The 18450-nt window shown below is 66.2% G+C and carries 11 protein-coding genes; 4 read left to right on the forward strand and 7 right to left on the reverse strand.

The window, feature by feature from the left end:
- Nucleotides 1-276: 276 nt before the first annotated feature.
- Together DPV74_RS01805 and DPV74_RS01810 are read right to left on the reverse strand one after the other, a co-directional pair.
- Nucleotides 277-939: an OmpA family protein gene (locus tag DPV74_RS01805; protein ID WP_119336419.1), complete on the reverse strand. Its 663-nt coding sequence runs from the start codon at nt 937-939 to the stop codon at nt 277-279.
- 127 nt (nt 940-1066) lie between these two features.
- Nucleotides 1067-5590, reverse strand: a complete 4524-nt coding sequence (locus tag DPV74_RS01810) for a YadA-like family protein (RefSeq protein ID WP_119336407.1) — start codon at nt 5588-5590, stop codon at nt 1067-1069.
- Nucleotides 5591-7027: 1437 nt separating this feature from the next.
- Between DPV74_RS01810 and DPV74_RS01815 the strand changes: the two genes are divergently transcribed.
- From DPV74_RS01815 to DPV74_RS01830, 4 genes are all read left to right on the forward strand, one after another.
- The gene (locus DPV74_RS01815) at nt 7028-7861 is read left to right on the forward strand and encodes a response regulator (RefSeq protein ID WP_027792808.1); all 834 of its coding nucleotides are present in this window, start codon (nt 7028-7030) and stop codon (nt 7859-7861) included.
- Nucleotides 7854-10202: a sensor histidine kinase gene (locus DPV74_RS01820; protein ID WP_119336408.1), complete on the forward strand. Its 2349-nt coding sequence runs from the start codon at nt 7854-7856 to the stop codon at nt 10200-10202. Before DPV74_RS01815 ends, DPV74_RS01820 begins: the two co-directional genes overlap by 8 nt.
- A gap of 277 nt (nt 10203-10479) precedes the next feature.
- Nucleotides 10480-12000, forward strand: a complete 1521-nt coding sequence (locus DPV74_RS01825; protein WP_059699496.1) for a sensor domain-containing diguanylate cyclase — start codon at nt 10480-10482, stop codon at nt 11998-12000.
- A gap of 336 nt (nt 12001-12336) precedes the next feature.
- Nucleotides 12337-14295, forward strand: coding sequence for a phosphatase PAP2 family protein (locus tag DPV74_RS01830; protein WP_119336409.1), 1959 nt, complete (start codon nt 12337-12339; stop codon nt 14293-14295).
- Between the two features lie 227 nt (nt 14296-14522).
- Here DPV74_RS01830 and DPV74_RS01835 read toward each other — a convergent pair whose 3' ends face one another.
- The 5 genes from DPV74_RS01835 to DPV74_RS01855 all read right to left on the reverse strand — a co-directional run bounded on the left by DPV74_RS01835 (nt 14523) and on the right by DPV74_RS01855 (nt 17751).
- The gene (locus DPV74_RS01835) at nt 14523-14888 is read right to left on the reverse strand and encodes a DUF1493 family protein (RefSeq protein WP_027792812.1); all 366 of its coding nucleotides are present in this window, start codon (nt 14886-14888) and stop codon (nt 14523-14525) included.
- A 3-nt stretch (nt 14889-14891) separates the two neighbouring features.
- Complete coding sequence (locus DPV74_RS01840) at nt 14892-15323, reverse strand: STM2901 family protein (RefSeq protein ID WP_063812879.1); 432 nt, start codon at nt 15321-15323, stop codon at nt 14892-14894.
- A 66-nt stretch (nt 15324-15389) separates the two neighbouring features.
- The gene (locus tag DPV74_RS01845) at nt 15390-15605 is read right to left on the reverse strand and encodes a DNA methyltransferase (RefSeq protein WP_162922923.1); all 216 of its coding nucleotides are present in this window, start codon (nt 15603-15605) and stop codon (nt 15390-15392) included.
- Nucleotides 15606-15823: 218 nt separating this feature from the next.
- On the reverse strand, nt 15824-17467 hold the full coding sequence (locus tag DPV74_RS01850) for a DUF2334 domain-containing protein (protein WP_027792814.1): 1644 nt from the start codon (nt 17465-17467) through the stop codon (nt 15824-15826).
- A gap of 17 nt (nt 17468-17484) precedes the next feature.
- Nucleotides 17485-17751: a hypothetical protein gene (locus DPV74_RS01855; RefSeq protein ID WP_124535498.1), complete on the reverse strand. Its 267-nt coding sequence runs from the start codon at nt 17749-17751 to the stop codon at nt 17485-17487.
- Nucleotides 17752-18450: the final 699 nt, after the last annotated feature.

Below are 18450 nucleotides of genomic sequence, written 5' to 3' on the forward strand. Positions count from 1 at the left end.
ACCGGGCGCATCGTAACGGAAGGCACGGCGGCCGTCATGCCGACGACCGCCGCGGAACGCACGAAAGACATGGACAGGGTACAGGATCGGGAAACCCGGCGGTCGTACGCTCCGCGTTCGGTCCGGCGCCGGCTGTCCCGATTCGCCATGATCGACGCGGAGCGCGACGGCAGCGGAGCCGGCATCGGCTGCCGCGCGCGATCAACCTTGATCATCATGGCGACGATGCGGCCGCGAGCCGGCCGCCTTCGCCGGCCTGCTCGCGGCCCCCACCCGCTACTTCTGCAGCAGGATCTCCACGCGTCGATTGCTCGCCCGCCCTTCGGCGGTCTCGTTGGAGCCCACCGGATCGGCCTCCCCCTTTCCGGTGGCCGTCACGGAATCCGCGTTCACGCCATGCTCGCGCAAATACGTCCCGACCGCCTCCGCGCGGCGCTGCGACAGCGCCAGATTGTGCGCATCCGAGCCGACCGAGTCGGTATAGCCGGTCACCTTCACCAACGAGAAATGCCGGTCCGCCTGACGGCTCAGCAGTGCGTCGAGCGAAGCGCGGGCGGCGGGCGTCAGCGTTGCGGAGTCGGTCGCGAAGTACGTGTCGCCGGTCAGGCTGACCTTTTCCGCGGCGGCCGGTGCCGCCGCCACCGGCGCCGGAAGCGGCGCGGGTGCCGCGCCGCACTGGAACTCGATCGACCGCGGATCCGCGCCGTCGCGGAACGGCGCCTCCGAATCGACCAGTCGAACCGGCTGCGTGTCGCACATGCGCGTCGCAACCTTCATGCAGGTCTTTTCGCTCGACAGGATGCCGTGACAATCGACGCGAAACGTCCGCACGCCGTTTCTCGGCTGCAGTTCGTATGCATTGAACGTCGGCCCGGACGCGCTCGAGCAGGCGGCCAGGGAGACCACGGACACGAGCAGGGCAAGAGAGGTTTTCTTCACTGATTCACTCCCGAAAATCGGTTCGATATCGCGCATGCGGCGCGGCAGTGCGGCCGCATGCGGATGCGTTCTCGTTCAGCGCGAACCGTTCCGGCGCTGCACGCCGAAACGGTTCGCTGCGCACGGATCACTTCCACTGATACAACATACCCGCGCCGACCACGCGCTGACTGCCGGCGAAACCGCCGTTCAGCGTCGCCTTCAGGTTCTCCGTGAGGCGCGCCTGCATGCCGACGGCCATTGCCTTCTGGCCGAGGAAGCTCGCCGTACCGACCCCCATCGCGAAGTTCGAGTCGCGGTCCATGTGCGGGATCGACGCCATGGCGGCCGTCGCGGCAATCCCGTCGCGCGCCATCGAATCGGTCTGCTGGATCTGCTGCTGCATCTGCGTGAGCTGGTTGTTGACCGTGTTCAGCGATTGCGTGAACTGGTTCGATACCGCGTTCAGCTGGTTCACGTTCACCGCGTCGGTGCCCTGCGTGCCGGCCGCGACGTTGACGACCTGGCGCGCCGACTCCGCCGAGCCGACCGCGACGACGTTCGAGCGCCCGCCGTCGTTGCTGCCCGTGCCGATCGCGGTCGACCCGTTGCCCGTTGCGGTCGAGCCGACGCCGATCGCGGTCGAACCGTTGCCGGACGCCAGCGACCCGTTGCCGACCGCCGTGCTGTTCGAGCCCGATGCGACCGCGCCCGAGCCGCCCGCCGACGAATTCGGCCCCGTCGAGCCCGGCGGCACGTTCGTGCCGGTCGGGTTCGTCGTGTACGACCCGCCGAGGTTGGACGTGCGCTGGGTGATCAGCGTCGTCAACTGGTTGGCGACCGAGTCGAGCTGCGACACGTTGACCGCGTCGGTGCCGCTCTTGCCGGCCGCGAGGCCGGTGATCTGCCGGTTGCCGATGTTGATTTCGCCGGCCGACGACTGCGGACTGCTCAGGCCGTACGCGATGTAGTTCGTCTGCGCGCCGACGGTGGTCAGCGAACCCGAACCGAGCGCGATGCTGTTCGCGAGCGTCGCCGACGCGCCGGCCCCGAATGCGAGCGCATCGGTTGCCGTGGCGTGCGCGCCCGAACCGAGCGCGACGCTGCCGACGCTCGCCGCGACCGCGTTGGCGCCCTGCGCGACCGACTGCGCACCGGTGGCCGTCGCGCCGCTGCCGAGCGCCATCGCATCGGCCTGCGCGGCGCTTGCCGCCTGGCCGATCGCGACGCCGCCCGGCGCGGTGGCATCGACGATCGCACCGTTGCCGATCCCCACGCCGTTGTCGCCGTTGACCACCGTCGTCGGGCCGACCGCGACCGACTCCGCGCCGACTGCGAGCGAGTCGACGGCCGTCGAGTTCGCGTGGAAGTACTTCGTGGTCGTGACCGCGAACGACTGCAGCGCGCCGGCCAGCTGCCGCACGGTCACCGCGTCCTGCTGGCCGGTGCCGTCCGCGACGTTGGTGATCTGGCGATACGTCTTGCTCGTCGCGTCGCCGACCGATACCGCGCCCAGCAGCGTCTGGTCGGTCGTGTTGAACGGAATCGACGCGCTGCCGTTGCGGATGGTCCCCGACGCCGGCACCGTCGCGCGATCGGACACCGACCCGGCGCCGAGCGCGATGCTGCCGTCCACCTTCGCGACCGCGTTCGGGCCGATCGCGACACTGTCGAGCCCGAGCGCCTGGCTGTCCGGCGCCGTGGAGTTCGCGTGGAAATACTTGATGCCGTGCGCGTTGATGTTGTCGATTGCCGAGCCGACGTTGTTGTTGACCGTCGTCGAACCGTCGCTGTTGTACGTCACGTACGAAGGCGCGGAGATCGTGCCGGTCGTCGGGTCGTAGGTGGCCCCGCCGCCGATCGCGCCGGCCGTGCTGTTGCCGAGATTGCCGTTGTTCGACGCGATCGAGCTGAGGCCGGTCGACAGCGAACCGATGCCCGTCGACGTCGCGGTGGACAGCGACGTCAGGTTGCTGTTCGTGCTCGACAGGCCGGTGGACAGCGAGCCGACGGTCGTCGAGGTCGACGTCGACAGCGACGAAATCGAGCTGGTCGTCGAGCTGAGGCCGGTGGACAACGAGCCGATGCTCGTCGACGTCGCAGTGGACAGCGATGTCACGGTGCTGTTGGTCGTGCTCAGGCCGGTGGACAGCGAAGCGACGCCGGTCGAGGTCGACGTGGACAACGACGTGACCGCGCTGTTCGTCGAACTCAGGCCGGTGGACAGCGAGCTGATGCCGGTTGACGTCGATGTCGACAGCGACGTGACCGTGCTGTTCGTCGAACTCAGGCCGGTGGACAGCGAGCTGATGCCGGTTGACGTCGATGTCGACAGCGACGTGACCGTGCTGTTCGTCGAACTCAGGCCGGTGGACAGCGAGCTGATACCCGTCGACGTCGAAGTCGACAGCGAAGCCACCGAACTGTTGGTCGAACTCAGGCCGGTCGAAGTCGACGTGGACAGCGACGAAATCGCGCTGTTGGCCGACGACAGGCCGGTCGATGTGGAGGTCGACAATGACGTCACCGAGCTATTGGTCGAACTCAAGCCCGTGGACAGCGAGGTAATGCCGGTCGACGTCGACGTGGACAGCGACGTGATCGCGCTGTTGGCCGACGACAGGCCGGTCGATGTGGAGGTCGACAATGACGTCACCGAGCTGTTGGTCGAACTCAAGCCCGTGGACAACGAGGTAATGCCGGTCGATGTCGACGTGGACAACGACGTGATCGCGCTATTAGCCGACGACAGGCCGGTCGACGTGGACGTCGACAACGAAGTCACCGAGCTGTTGGTCGAACTCAACCCCGTCGACAACGAGCCGATCCCGGTCGACGTCGACGTGGATAACGACGTGATCGCGCTATTGGCCGACGACAGCCCGGTCGACAACGACGACACCCCCGTCGACAACGAACTGACGCTCGACGCGGTTGACGTCGACAGCGAATTCACCGCCTGGTTCGTCGCATCGAGCTGCGACCCGTTGATCGCATCCGTGCTCGCCGAATTGATGCGCCCGGCCGCGACGTTGGTGATCTGGCGCTCGGTGCCCGCCGCACCGACGCTGACGACGCTGGTCGGGTTGGTGCCGTTGAAGTTGTAGGTGACGCCGCCGATCACCGCGCTCGCCGTCGGATTCGGCGCGGCCGTCGTCGACCCGGAACCGAGCGCGACGTCGTTTGCATTGTTCGCCACGGCCGACGCGCCGAACGCCACCGCACCGGCTGCCGCTGCCGTCGACGTATTGCCGAGCGCGAGCGAGCCCGTGCCCTGCGCGAGGTTCGAATTGCCGATCGCAACCGCGCCGTCGCCGTTCGCGGTGTTGTTCGAACCCATCGTGACCGCGCCGGTGCCGATCGCGGTGCTCGGGTCGCCGATCGCCACCGCGCCGTCGCCGCTGACCGTCTGCCCCAGGCCGAGCGCGACCGCCCCGACGCCGCTCAACACCTTCGAGCTGTTGCCGCCTGCGATCGACCCCGCGCCTGCCGCGGCCGCGACCGAATTGCTGTCGCCGATCGCCACGGTGGACGCCGCGGCCGCGACACTGTTGATGCCGATGGCCGTCGCATTCGTGGCCGACGCCGTCGCACCGGGCCCCAGGGCGGTGGCCGAGATGCCGCTGCCGAGCGCGAGATTGCCGAGCGCGACCGCAAACTGCTGTGTCGCGGTCGACTGCACACCCATCGCGATCGAACTGACGCCCGACGCATTTGCGCTCAGGCCGTACGCCATTGCCTGATCGGCACCGGCCGTCGTCTTCGAACCCAGCGCGATCGAACTCACGCCAAGCGACTGCGTGCCCGAGCCCGGTACGCCGGCCGTCCCGCCCCAGCCGATCGCGATCGACGAACCGCCCTTCGCGCCGCTGTTGACGCCCATCGCGATACCCGAATTGCCGCTCGCCAGCGCACCGCTGCCGACGGCCACGGCGGCCGCGCCGGAACCCGTCGACTGGTTGCCGAGCGCGACGGCGCCCGTGTCGGTAGCATGCGACGCATAGCCGAGCGAAACGCTCTGGGCCCCGACCGCGCTCGCACCGAGACCCACCGCAGCCGCATACTGGCCGGACGCCAGCGCATTGTTGCCGAGGCCGACGGCGGACACGCCGGTCGCCGCCGCGCCGCTGCCCATCGCCACCGCACCGCTTTGGGTCGCGCTCGACAGATTGCCGACCGCCACCGAATATGCGCCCGAACCGATCGCCTGCACGCCGAGCGATGCGCTGTTGACGCCGGTCGCCTGCGCGTTGATGCCGACGGCCGTCGAACCGTCTGCCATCGCATGCGCGCCCGGCCCCAGCGCCGTGGCGGAAACGCCTGCTGCCGTCGACAGGTTGCCCAGCGCGGTCGAGTTCTGCTGCGCGGCACTCGACCCGACGCCGATCGAGATCGACGTCACGCCGCCGGTCGCGGAACCGCCGTCCGGCGCGTATTGCGCGTGCGCCCCCGCATGGAACAACGCAAGATACGTGGACGCCATCAGCACGGCCAGCCGTCGCGGCGACGGCGCCGAAAGCAGCCCCGCGCGTCGCGCGTCGCCCTCGTTCGCCGCATGCTCGCGCGGGCCGCTCGCCGACGCGACACGCTTGCCGCGCGCACGGTCAAGCTCGGAAGCCGCAACCCAGGCCCCCAGTGCTTCGTTCCAGATCGACTTGAACGACTTGTTCATCTTGTGTTCCCTCGGTTCTCATGTGCTGGATGACGCGGCAGCGAACGCGACGGCAGGCGATGACGCATCGGTCTGCCCCCCCGTCCGTGCCGCGACGCTTCGCGCTTCACTTTGGATGACTAACTAAACGATCGAACAACACTGCTCGGTAATCGCGATCGCGCGGGCGATCGCACGACTGCACGCCGCACGCGTGCATCGGCACGCGGCGCGGCGGCACTCGCCGGTTATCGGTTCATCGAAGCCGATGTCGCGCGGAAAACGGCGACGCGCGACCCCACGCATCGCGAATCCGCATGCGCGCGTCGTCGCGCCGAGCCGGCGGCGACCTCGAATTTCATGGGAAGGCGTCGTTCAGACGCCGGATGGACGGATGCCGACCCGAACCCCGGGGCGGCCCGTCACGATTCATTCAGGAGGAGGATGACGCCGAGTAGTCCCCGGGTATGAAGCATGCGCACCCGGTTCGCTCGAACCGGTGCGTTGACCTGCCATGCCTGTCGCGTTCATGTTTTTCGTGCCCGCCTGATTCGAGAACGCGCTGCGTGATCGCACCCGGACGGATCAGACCGCCGGGCTGCGCGCGCAGCCGCTCACTTTCTCCGCCGGCAGTCAAACGCTTTTCCGGATTTCCGGAAATAGCGCCTGACTTGCCGAACGCCCCCGCATCGATTTAATCGGTCGAATTTTCTTGACGATTTTTTTGGTCGATGCGTCACACCCTGACCAACCTCACAATCTTTCCGCTTATCTTGTATACGCACTCATTCGGAAAATTATGAAATTTGTATTACCCTCGTGCCAATTTTCTTGTCCGTCATCGCATTCCCACATCCTGAGAATTGCCATCATTCGATGTCACATTGAATATCGCGTCATCTGAATAGGGCAGCGGCAGGAATCCTTGCAAAACCGTTCCCCTCGAAGAACCGATTCCAGCCGCGCCGGGGCTAGTGTGCGGTCATCCGTTCAAACGCATCTTTTCTGGAGCGGAAAAAAACTTTCCCCGAGCGGACGGTATTTACATTCATACATTCACGCCCGAAATCCGGTTTTCATCCGGATAAATCTTGACCACCCCGCAAAAAGACATTAATCGGGCGAGCGTCGATTCAGTGCATCAACTTCACACTGAAAGGCATCGTCTCTCGACACAACTCGCTCGAATTCATTCTGCGGGCCAATTCGATTCGTCAACCGATAAAATTCGGAAATAAAGACCGATATTAAAAATGCAATTCGGCATGTTTTTCCACTCCGATTCCATTCGGCGGAACGCCGGTGCCGAAACCGCGCGGCGCCCCGCCGAATATGCCCACACGGGCCGCACGGAATCCTCACAATCGGTACTGTTGTCGACATATAATTTTTCGCAACAATCGCGCTGAAAGCGAAGCTTTCAATCCGACCGACCACCCTTCCACCGCGTCCGCCACCATGTCATCCCGCTCGTCCAGCCCGGCGTCGCTTCGCTCCACGCCGGATCTCGCCGACGCCCATATTCTTGTCGTCGACGATCGCCCGAACGACCTGCGGCTCCTGACCGAAATCCTGCGGGCCGCGCGGTGCCGGATCAGCGTCGCGTTCGACGGGCTGCAGGCGTATCACCGCGCCCAGGCGATCGCGCCCGACCTGATCCTGATGGATGTCCGCATGCCGCGCATGGACGGCTTCGCCGCGTGCCGGCTGCTGGCGTCGACGCCGTCGACGCAGTCCATCCCGGTCATCATCCTCACGGCCGCGGGCGATCTCGAGGATCGCATCGCGGGGCTCGAAACCGGCGCGATCGACTACATCGTCAAGCCGTTCGAGCCGACCGAAGTGCTGGCCCGGATCCGCAACCACCTGAAGCGCGCGCGGCGCAGCCAGCCGTTCGCGCACCTGCCCGAGATGCCCGACAACCCGGAGGCGGCCCTCGTGCGCGCGGCGGCCGAGGTCCTGCTGCGCGACCTGCGCCATCCGCCGGCGCTCGAGGATCTCGCCCGGCAGGTCGGCACGCACGAAAAGCGGCTGTCGCGCGTGTTCCGCGACCAGCTCGGCCTGACCGTGTTCGAGTACCTGCGCGACACGCGCCTGCGCGCCGCGATGCATTTCCTCGCGGAGACGTCCATGGGGATCGGCGACATCGCCGAGGAAATCGGCTTTTCCACGCCCGGCAATTTCGCGACGGCGTTCCGCGAACGCTTCGGCATCACGCCGTCCGACTGGCGGCGCCAGCGCCATGCGGTCAACGCACCGCCCACACCCGGCGGGCATCATCCCGATGTGTAGTCGCGACGCGGCTTGGGCGGCCGGATGGCGCACGGTGCTGCTGCTTCTGATCGCACTGGCCGTCACCTGCGCGACGGCCCGCGCGGCAGCGACGCCGAACCCCGCGCAACTGGAAGCCGTGTCGGTGTTCGAGGACGCGAGCACGACGATGACCGCCGAACAGGTCGCCGCGCGCGTTGCCGATCGGCCGCACGATGCGTCCACGACGACAGCGCCCTCGTTCAACATCGAGTTTTCGCGGTCGGCATGGTGGGTCAGCGCGACGCTGGTCAACCGTGACAGCGCCGCTCGGCCGCTGGTGCTGGCGATTCGCGACGCGCGCGTCGACCATGCCGACTTCTATGTCGGCCGGAACGGCCGGTGGACGCTCGACAGCCGCTTCCCGGCCGCCGATGCCGGCGGCGATGCGGCCGGGCCGCCGTCGCGCTACCCGGCACTCGACGTCACGCTGCCCGCCGGCGCAAGCATCCCCGTGCTGATCCGCGTCACGTCGCGCAAGGAGATACGGCTCGCGCCGGCGGCATTCACCCGTGCGGCATGGGATGCGCTGGAACGGCGCGCGACGATGTGGGACTTCGGTTTCTTCGGCGGGTTGCTCGCGCTCGTGTGGTGTGCGCTGCTGATCGGGTTCTTTTCGCGCAGCGGCATGTTCTACGTACTGGCCGGGCTTGCGCTGGGCACGACGCTGTTCGAAGCGACCTACCGCGGTTATACGGCGATGGCGCTGCCGCCCGCGCTGCGCGAGTGGTCGGCGCGCGGCGAAATCATCTTCGTGTATCTCGCGATCGCCTGCTTCATCGTCTTCATCCTGACGGTCGCCCGGCGCGAACAGGCCAGGCTGCCGTTGCGCGCGGTCTACATGGCATTCCTCGCGCTCGAGTTCGTCGGCGTGGCCGGCGCCGCCTGCGGCGACCTGCTGACCTTCACGTGGTTCTGCCTGCGGCTGAACGCTGCGCTGGGGATCGTCAACATCAGCCTCGCGCTGTGGCTCGCCGTCCGCCGCACGCCGACCGGCCGCGTGATGCTGATCGCGATCGCGTTCGCCACCTTCAACATGCTGATCCGCGTGCTCGACGGCATCGACGCGTTGCCGCCGGTGCTGTCCTGGCTCAAGTCCGACATTTATCCGAACCCCGTCATCGCGATCGTCGGGCTTGCCACGCACCTGCTGGTGCTGGCCGCGTGGATCCATCACGTGGGCCGTCAGCGCACCGAGGCGCGCAAGCGGCTCGAACACTGGCAGCTCACCGAACAGGATCGCCTGCGCGACGAAGTCGCACGACGCACGCTCGCGCTCAACGACGCGCTCCAGCAAGTCACCACGCACATGCAGCAGAAGATCGAGACGCTCGGCTACGTCAGCCACGACCTGCGCGCGCCGCTGTCGACGATCAACGGCTACGCGAAGCTGCTACTGCAAGGCGCGACGCGCGGCCAGGCGCGGCTGATCCGCTCGATCGACCGCAGCATCCGCTACCAGCTCACGCTGATCGACGAACTGCTCGCGTTCACGAAGGCCGAGCTGCAGCCGCTCGGCGTGTCGCCGGACGCGACCGACCTGCCCGGCCTGCTCGACGACATCGGCCACTATGCTCTCGCGCTGTGCGCGCAGCAGGACAACCGGTTCGTGTACCGGCCGGCCAGCCCGCTGCCGCGCACGATGTCGATCGACGGGATGCGGCTGCAGCAGGTACTGCTGAACCTGCTGTCCAACGCATCGAAGTTCACGCGCGACGGCACGGTCACGTTGTCGGTGCATGCGTCGCGCGAAGGCGACGCATGGCGCCTGCTGTTCGAGGTCGCCGATACGGGCATCGGCATCGACATCAGCGGCACCCGCGACATCTTTCGCGCGTACCAGCAGGTGCAGGCCGTCAACGGCGGCACCGGGCTCGGCCTGTTCATCGCGCAGCGCATCGTCGGCGCGATGGGCGGCGAGCTGGCCGTCGCGAGCCAGCCCGGCGTCGGCACGTCGTTCTCGTTCGCGATCGTCGCGCCGGCCGTCGGGCACGTGCTCGTGCCGGCATCGGAGCTCGTGCGGCGGTTTCATGCGGCGGACGAGGTCGTGCCGGGCGGCACCGCGCCCGCGATGGGCTGCCCGCCCGACGATGCACTCGACGCGCTGATCCGGCTTGCCGGCAACGGGCAGCTCACCGATATCGAGGAATGGCTCGGCCAGTACGCGGACGAACAGGATTACGCGGCCTTCGTGCAGGAGGTGCGCGAGCATCTCGATACGCTGGACTTGCATGCGATCGAGAAGCTGGCCGGTACGCTGAAACGCGCACGCCACGCGGCGGCGACGGATGACGCGGAGACGGACGCGGCCGGGCCGGCTTGATCCCGCGGACGGGACATCGCCGGCACCGCGTCAGGCCCGCGTTCCGGATTCCGCCGCGCCGATCGTCCAGCCCGCGACGCGATCGCTTCGCCAGCCGCGCCCCCGCTCGCGCTTTCCGGTACGCGCCCCGTCGAGCACCCGGCCCGCACACGTTTGCGGGCCGCACCGCGCCCACTTGGATTGCAGCCGGGCCTCGATTTCTTCGACGACCTGCCGTTAACCCGGGTTTCAGCGCAGCCCGGTTCATCGCGCCGGGCCTCCCCCTGCGAGCGCCAGCATGTCCGCATCCACCTCCATCGAGAAAATCGCCGACTGGGCGGGACGAAACCATCTTGTCGTCGGCGCGCTGGGCACCCTGATGTCGCTCGCGGCGATCGGCATCAGCGCGGCCACGCTCTGGGCCACGAGAAGCGAAGTCGTCGAGCACGCGCACGAAACCTCGCGCAACGTCGCCGCCGTGCTGGTCAGCGAGATCGCGCGGACCGTCGAAACGTCCAACAACGCGCTGATCGCGCTCTCCGCCGATCTCGGCAAGCCGGAGGTGCGACGCATGGACGCCGGGCTGCGGCACGACCTGCTGTTCCAGCGCGCGGCCGCGCAATACGTGACGGGGATGGGCGTGACGGACCGCGACGGCCGGCTGATCGACGCGTGCTGCGGCCCGTCCCATCACTGGAACTTCGGCGATCGCGACTATTTCAAGGTCCATCGCGACTCGCCGAACGTCGGCCTTTACGTGTCGGAGGCCTATCGCGCGCGCTCGCGCGGCGGCACGGAATCGATCGCGCTCTCCCGGCGCATCGAACGACCGGACCACACGTTCAACGGCATCGCGGTGGTCGCGATCGACCTCGCCTATTTCGATCAGCTGCTGTCGCGGCTGGACGTCGGGCCGCACGGCATCAGCGCGATCGTGCGCGCGGACGGCACCATCCTCGCCCGCAACCCGTCGCTGAACGATCACCAGATGGTTCGCCTGCGCCGCTCGAAAGCCTTCGATCGCATGCTGAACCAGGATTCGGGCTTCTACGCGGCGCATTCGCGCATCGACGGAACGCTGCGGCTCTATACGTTCCAGCGGGTGCCCGGCACACCGCTGATCGCCGTCGTCGCGCCGGCCGAAGCCGACGTGCTGGCCGGTTTCATCAGGATGTCGTGGTCGGTCGGCGTGTCGGCGTCGCTCCTCTGCGCGCTCTTCTGCGCGGTCGTCTGGCTGCTCGCGTTCGCGTTGCGGGACAACCTTCGCAAGCAGACGCTGCTCACCGACCTCACACGCACCGATCCGCTGACCGGCCTGCACAACCGCCGCGCGCTCGACGTCGCGCTGGCCGACGAATGGGAACGGCTCCAGCGCGGCCACGACGGCAGCCTGTCGGTGCTGTTCATCGATGCCGACCACTTCAAGCAGTACAACGACCGATACGGGCATGCACGCGGCGACACGGCGCTCCGGTTCCTCGCCGCATGCATCCGTGCCCATACGCAGCGGCGCGGCGACCTCGCCGCGCGTTACGGCGGCGAAGAGTTCGTCGCGGTGCTGCCCGACACCGACGAACGCGGCGCCGCGAAGGTCGCGGAGGCGATTCGCCGCGAGGTCGAACACAACCGGCTCGACGGGTTCGCGGAACCCGTTCCGCCGTTCACCGTCAGCATCGGCTGCGCGACCGGCCATCGCGCACGCCCCGCCTCCGTGCACGCGCTGTCGCATCAGGCGGACATGGCGCTTTACCGCGCGAAGCGCGAAGGCCGAAACCGGGTGTGTTGCGCGGAAACGGAGCCGTCCGCGCGCTCGGCATGACGGCCACGGGTCGAGTCGCGGCTCCGGGCCGCGGGTTGCACACCAACGATTGCCCCGGGCCACTGTTCCGTCATGGATCGTTGCGGCAACAGGGATCGTTGTTCGATATCGAGGCCGCCGGACTTGCCATCCACGCGTATGGCCGGCGCGTAGCGGCACGCCGCTACATATCCCTCTCGGGTGCGTAAAAATGGCATCCGAGATGTTCAGTATCTGGAATTAACCAGATAGTGGGAATTTTCGCGCACGGAGCACGACACGCAACAAATCCTTAACGGCCGCGTAACGAATCGTCACCACAATTCGCCATCTTTGACCATCAGGATGGAGTCTTGCATGTTTGCGTCACGAAGCCGTTTCCCGCTGCATGTCGCCGCGCTGTCGAGCGCGATCGTTCTCGCCGCGTGCGGCGGCGGCGACGATGTCGCCTCGACCACCCCGACCAGCGCGGCCATGCCGGCGCCGCCGGCCGATCCCGGTTTCGTCGACAGCGCGCCGGTTCCGAGCGTGCCCGCCTTCGTCGACAACGTCGCGACCAACCAGCGCGGCGACGCGCGCTACGCCACGCTGTCGACGAACGCCGCGGTGCGCGTGGTCAGCCGCTTCCTCGACCTGTGGCAGCCGTCGACGATGCTCGTCGATGCGGGCGTGAGCGCGCCGGCCAACGGCGCGTTTCCGGCCATTTCGCCGTCGACCTGCACGGGGCTGCCCGGCAACGGCACGCCGTGCGGCACGATCCTGAACGACGCGGTGCTGCGGGCGAACGTGCAATACGTGGTCAACGCGACGACCGCGCGCACGCCGCAGCAAGCCGACGCCGCGTACTACGACGACCGGCGCGGCAAGGGCTACAGCGTGACCGACGGCATGGGGCCGCTCACTTCCGCATGGCGCACCGCCGCGCAGCAGACGACCAGCATCACCAGCGTGCCGGCCGACGCGACGACCGTCCTGTACAACGACACGGGCAACAACGTGGGCGTGGGCGGCAGCGCGAACGCGAGCTTCGGGAAAGTCGTCGACCTGCTCAACGAGATGGGCAACAACGCGTCGACCGAACCCGCGAAACGCTTCTACAAGTACGCGCGGCCGTACCGCTGGAGCACGAGCGTCGTCGTCGCCCCCACGCTCGTGCCCGCGGAAAGCACGACGCCCGCGACCGACGGCGGGTTCATCAGCGGCCACCAGGCGGAAGCGATGCGCGACGCCGTGACGATGGCGTGGCTCGTGCCGGAGCGCTACCAGGAAATGGTCAGCCGCGGCCTCGAACTCGGCGAGAACCGCATCCTCGCCGGCATGCACTCGCCGCTCGACGTGATCGGCGGGCGCATGCTCGCGCTGGCGATCAGCGCGGCCAATCTCGCGGCGTACGCGAACGACGCGCAGGCCGCCTACGGGCAGGCGCACCAGACGCTGCAGCAGCTCACCGGCACGACCGGTTCGACGTTCGCGGCATTCGCGCGCTCGGGCACGACGGCGACCGACCGCTTCGCCGACTACGCGACGAACAAGGCGGCCTTCGCGCGCCGCATGACCTACGGCTTCGGCGCGCTCGACGCGACCGGTGCGCCGCCGGTCGTGCCGAAGGGGGCGGAGATCCTGCTGCAGACGCGTTTCCCGTACCTGGGCGCGGATCAGCGGCGCGTCGTGCTGAAGACCACCGAACTGCCGTCCGGCTACCCGGTGATGGACGATGCGGAAGGCTGGGGCCGGCTGAACCTGTTCGCGGCCGCCGACGGTTACGGCGCATTCAACGGCAACGTGATCGTCGCGATGGATGCGTCGAAGGGCGGCCTCAACGCCGCCGACCTGTGGCGCAACGACATCACGGGCACCGGCAAGCTGACGCTGCAAGGCAGCGGCGCGCTGACGCTCGCGGGCAACAACAGCTATACGGGCGGCACGCAGGTCAGCGGCGGCACGCTCGCCGCGGCGTCCGCGACGGCGTTCGGCAACGGCGACGTGTATGTCGGCGCCGGCGGCGGCATCCGGATCGCGGCGGGTGCGCCCGTCACGATCGCGACGCGCTATACGCAGCTCGACAACACGACGCTCGAACTCGACATCGACGGCAACGGCGGCGGCCGCCTGCGCGTGGGCGGCGCGTTCACCGTCGCCGGCGGCACGCTGCACGTGAAATTCGTGAACGGTTATGCGCCGAAGGCCGGCGACACCATCGCGCTGATCGACGCGGCAGCGGGCGCGGCGAAATTCTCGACGGTGACCGTCGACGGCTTCAAGGCGACGCCGGTCTATACGGCGACGGGGGTGTCGATCGTGCTGTCGGCGGCGTAACCGGCACAGCGATCGATCCGTGCAACGTCGCCTCCGACCAGCGGCGACGTCCATGCGAAACGACCGTGCGCCGCGCCCGGGTCGTTCCGGCGAATGAAGCCGCGCGCGATAAATGCACCGGCTGACGCGCGATAAATGGGTGGATGGAAAAATTTCACGTGGCTCAACTATATTTCCGCCAATGAAAAAGACCGGTCGGCTACGCCGACCGGTCCTATCAAATACGATCACTCCCCTGCAGCAGCCTCGATCGCGTCCGTATCCCACTTCCCACGTCGCGTTGCCTCCGCCAGCATGCCGAGCGTCAGCGGGTGGCGCTTCGGCGGCCGCAGCCGCTTCACGAACAACCCAATGAGCGACGACAGCAGTTCCTGGCCTTCCGGGCCGAAATAGCGCCGGTACGGGAACCCTTGGGCGTCGACGCCGAACGTCTCGGCCCACTTGTCGATGAACTCAACCCCATCCAGGCCGGTCACGCCGAGATCCTCCTCAAGCCGCGATTCCGGCTGAAGGTTCAACTGGCCACCGAACAATGGCCGGCCGAGTTCCTTACGGGTGAAGGCTTCAAAACGTTCCCAGGTATCGTCTTTCATGGCTCAGAGCACCCGATCCTCGGGCTTCACGAGTCGGTTGTAGGTCGTCACGGTATTGCGCATGATCAGGAACGCATCGCGAGCCAGGCACACCTCGCCTACGACCGGAATCGTCCGGCCGACCCACGCGCCGAGGCGGCGGGTGAAGGAGATTCGAATACCGGACAACCCGACGCCCGTGATCATCGGCAGGCGAAACGGCAGTATTTGGGGAAACAGTTTCCGGGCGGCAAGCGAGGCGACGGAAGTCCCCGGCGTAGCACCAGCGAACTTGCCCGGAACAGGAACGTCGCCCTGACCGAGCAGCATTGCCGACGCGGCGGCCAGATCGTCCAGGCCGAGTTGCTTGCGTGTCTCGTCGAGCGCCACCAGGGCAAAGACGTCGACGGGCCGCAGATTGTGCCAGGTGCCGTAGGTGTAGCGGTTTTCGGCTATTCAATTTTTCTCCTGGTCCAGCAAGGGCGCTGCTCTCTCAGCGTGGCCCCCTGCGAAGGCGATACTTTACCGCATTGCCTGGAACAGCCCGGCCGGCGCGGCCGCCCGATCCCCGCTGTACACGATCAGTTCGCCGCGCGCGGCATCGCGGCCGCTCTTGCCTACCGTGTAGTTGAGGCTGGCCCTCTCCATCTCGAACCCCTCGAACACCCGCCGGATATCCGGATGGTTGTTGATGCTGACCATGATCTTGCCGGCGCAGGTCCGCATGGTGGCCGCCATCTGCTCGTACTCCTCGAACGGAAATGCAACGCCGTAGCCCTCGGTCTGCCAGTACGGCGGGGCGCAATAGAAAGACGTGTGCGGCCGCGAGCAGATTTTCCGGCCCGATCCCCTTGGATTTATCTCACTCCCCATCAGGCGAAGTGAAACGTAGCGCCATCGAACCCGGCGAGGGAGTCGAGCCCGGTTCCCCGGCTCCCTCCCGATTCCGGAATCATCTACTTGACACCATTCCCGGCGACCCACTGAAAGCCGAGACCGGTGATCCCGTTCACCAGGCTCTGGAAATCCTGGAACCCGGGCGTGCCGAGATCGGGCTCGAGCCAGAACGGATGGAAGAAGAATGACGCGAAACCATCCCGAACCGTCAGCGCGTACTGTGCATTCGTGTAGAGATCCTGCCACGTATAGGACAGACACGAGAACGGATCGATACCGCAGATGTTGTATTCGATGTTCCCGAGGTTCTCGGGCAGCACCCGTTGCCCGTAATAGTCGGTATTGATGATGTACGGGAAGAATTGCCCGACCGAAAAATCGTGATTCGGTGCGGTCGAATTCAGGTTCGGCTGATCCGACGTGTAGTAGACGACCCGCTGGTACGTCGTCTTGAACAGCGGCGGAACGGCCTTGATCGAAAGGGGCGACGACTGGTAGTGCGGCGCTTCCCACGCAAAGGGAACATAGCCGTTCGTCGACAGTTCCAGCAGGCCCGCTTTCAGACGGTTCGATGCCCACTGTGTCGAATCTTCGTCCACCGGACGGTTCTGCGTCGCCAGCCAGAACTCATAGTCATTGCCGCTGACCGCGTTGTCGATATTCGGCGTCGAATTGTATTGATGCGTGTAACCGTGCATCACGATACTGCCGCCCCGGATCAGCGCGTAATTGAGCGCCTGCTTCAGGCTGCTCGCCTGCGCGAGGTGTACGGTCAGCGGCACACCGCCGTTATAGGCGCCGAGCGGATCCTGGTACAGCGGGATGGTCGCAATCGAAAACGGAATTTTCTTGGAATACATGTAGTCGGTCAGCGTCTTCATCGACGACGAGGTCGTGAACGCGTTGACGTCTTCCAGACGCACCATCGCGCGATGCAGCACCGGCTGGTTGGTCCCGAGAATGTCATGCAGCAGATCGCAGATCACCAGGTACCGGTCGCGCGGCCCGATGTACGAGAACGGCATGTCGGCGAAGTACCAGAAATTGCCCGCGCGCATGACATACGGCGCCTGCGCGCCGGTCTGACTGTCCTTGATGGTGACGAGTACACTGGCCTTCGTCGCGTCGGACACCGCGGTGATGCCGATGTCCGGGTCCGCGCTGACGACGCCGGTGCTCGCGTTGAACGCATAGTATTTGACCATGCTCATGTTCTTGTAGAGCACCGTGTCAAAGAAGTCCGGGTTCGGGTTGCTGCTGGTCGGCGCGTAGGCCAGCCCGCTTATGCCGCTAAAGGTGAATCCGTAGCGGGCCGTGAAGTTGTACGACGGATCCCACGCGACTTCCCACAGGTTGTCCTTGAACCAGACCACCGTCTTCGACGTCTTGACGACGTCCGACAGAAATGCGGCAGGAAGGGTGTTGTTGTAATAGTTCCCCAGGTAGAAAGTCGCCTGGTACTTTTCGACGGTTCCGGCCGTATAGCTGTCGACGGGCGCAAGCGTGACATTGGTGTTGAAATGGCCAAGCAGATTGCGCAGCATGATCGCGTAAGCCATGCCGAGCTTCGTGTACGGGTCGTTCGGTGGGGCGTCATAGAGCACGAGGACGTTCGCCGTGGTGGTCTGGGCGAGCACGGTGGACGGCATCTGGCCGAATGCGAATCCGAGCACCAGCACCCATGCGAGGATGAGCTTCTTCATTGTGATCTCCTTCGTGCTTAGTCGCGCTGAAAGTCGCCGTTGGCCCGACGATGTTTGCCTTCGTTGAAGGTCGGTCCCCTGCCATGCTCGCGCTCGGCATTCCGCTTCTCGTCTTCCGCCACGCCTGGCACGATCTCCGTCGCGACGGCCGCGCGCGGTGGCGGCTCGACGCGTTTGTGTGAGGCGGAAGCACCGGACGCTCCCGCGTTGCAAACGGGGCTCATCAATGCCGTCGCGGACAAGATCGCTGCACATGCCACGGCAAGCTTGAGTGGGGATTTCATTGGAGAACTCCTTTCACTGGTCTCTGCGTGAAAACCGGAGGTATGTCATCGGAACAACGCCTGGCCTGAGCATTGAATGTCTGGCGATCGCGAACCCTGGGGGACGTCGATGCCTGAAACAACCTCATACGAATTGCGCCACGCATCGTCACTCGCGTGACGACGGAACCGCCACCGGCGTCGGTCACGTCGCCCTGTGATGACCGCGACTGCACCCGCAAACGGCAGACACCCGATGCGTGTGTCGAGCGTGCAGCTGCGGCCCTCGTTTGCTCATCACACCGACCACACATGCATTAACGATGCCAGGCACCGTTCCACCGAAGCGGGCCGGCAACAGACGAAGGAGGACGACATCGCAACGCAAAAAAAACGTAACGCCAAAGAAACGCGCGGCGGCGATGCACGGTGGTACCGGCTCCAGGGATCATCGATGCCGGCAGGGGGAGAGGAAATGCATTTCGACTCTGCGCCTGGTTTGCGGCCGAGCCGGTGGGGTGAAAAATGCTATGGATCACGAATCGTGTGGCTCGACGGCCTGCATGTCAGAACGTTTCGATCCTGAGAATTTGCGCGGTTCCGTGAAGACGGTCCTGCCTGGCGCAATTCGCCTGTGGACAGGCGAACTTGTCGGAGAGCGTGAAACCTTTGTCGTATGACAAAAGACGATCTTCCTGCAATCGTCAATCAGCTACCAGG

It is taken from the genome of Burkholderia sp. HAN2018 (assembly GCF_024704855.1).
GTDB lineage: Bacteria > Pseudomonadota > Gammaproteobacteria > Burkholderiales > Burkholderiaceae > Burkholderia > Burkholderia cepacia.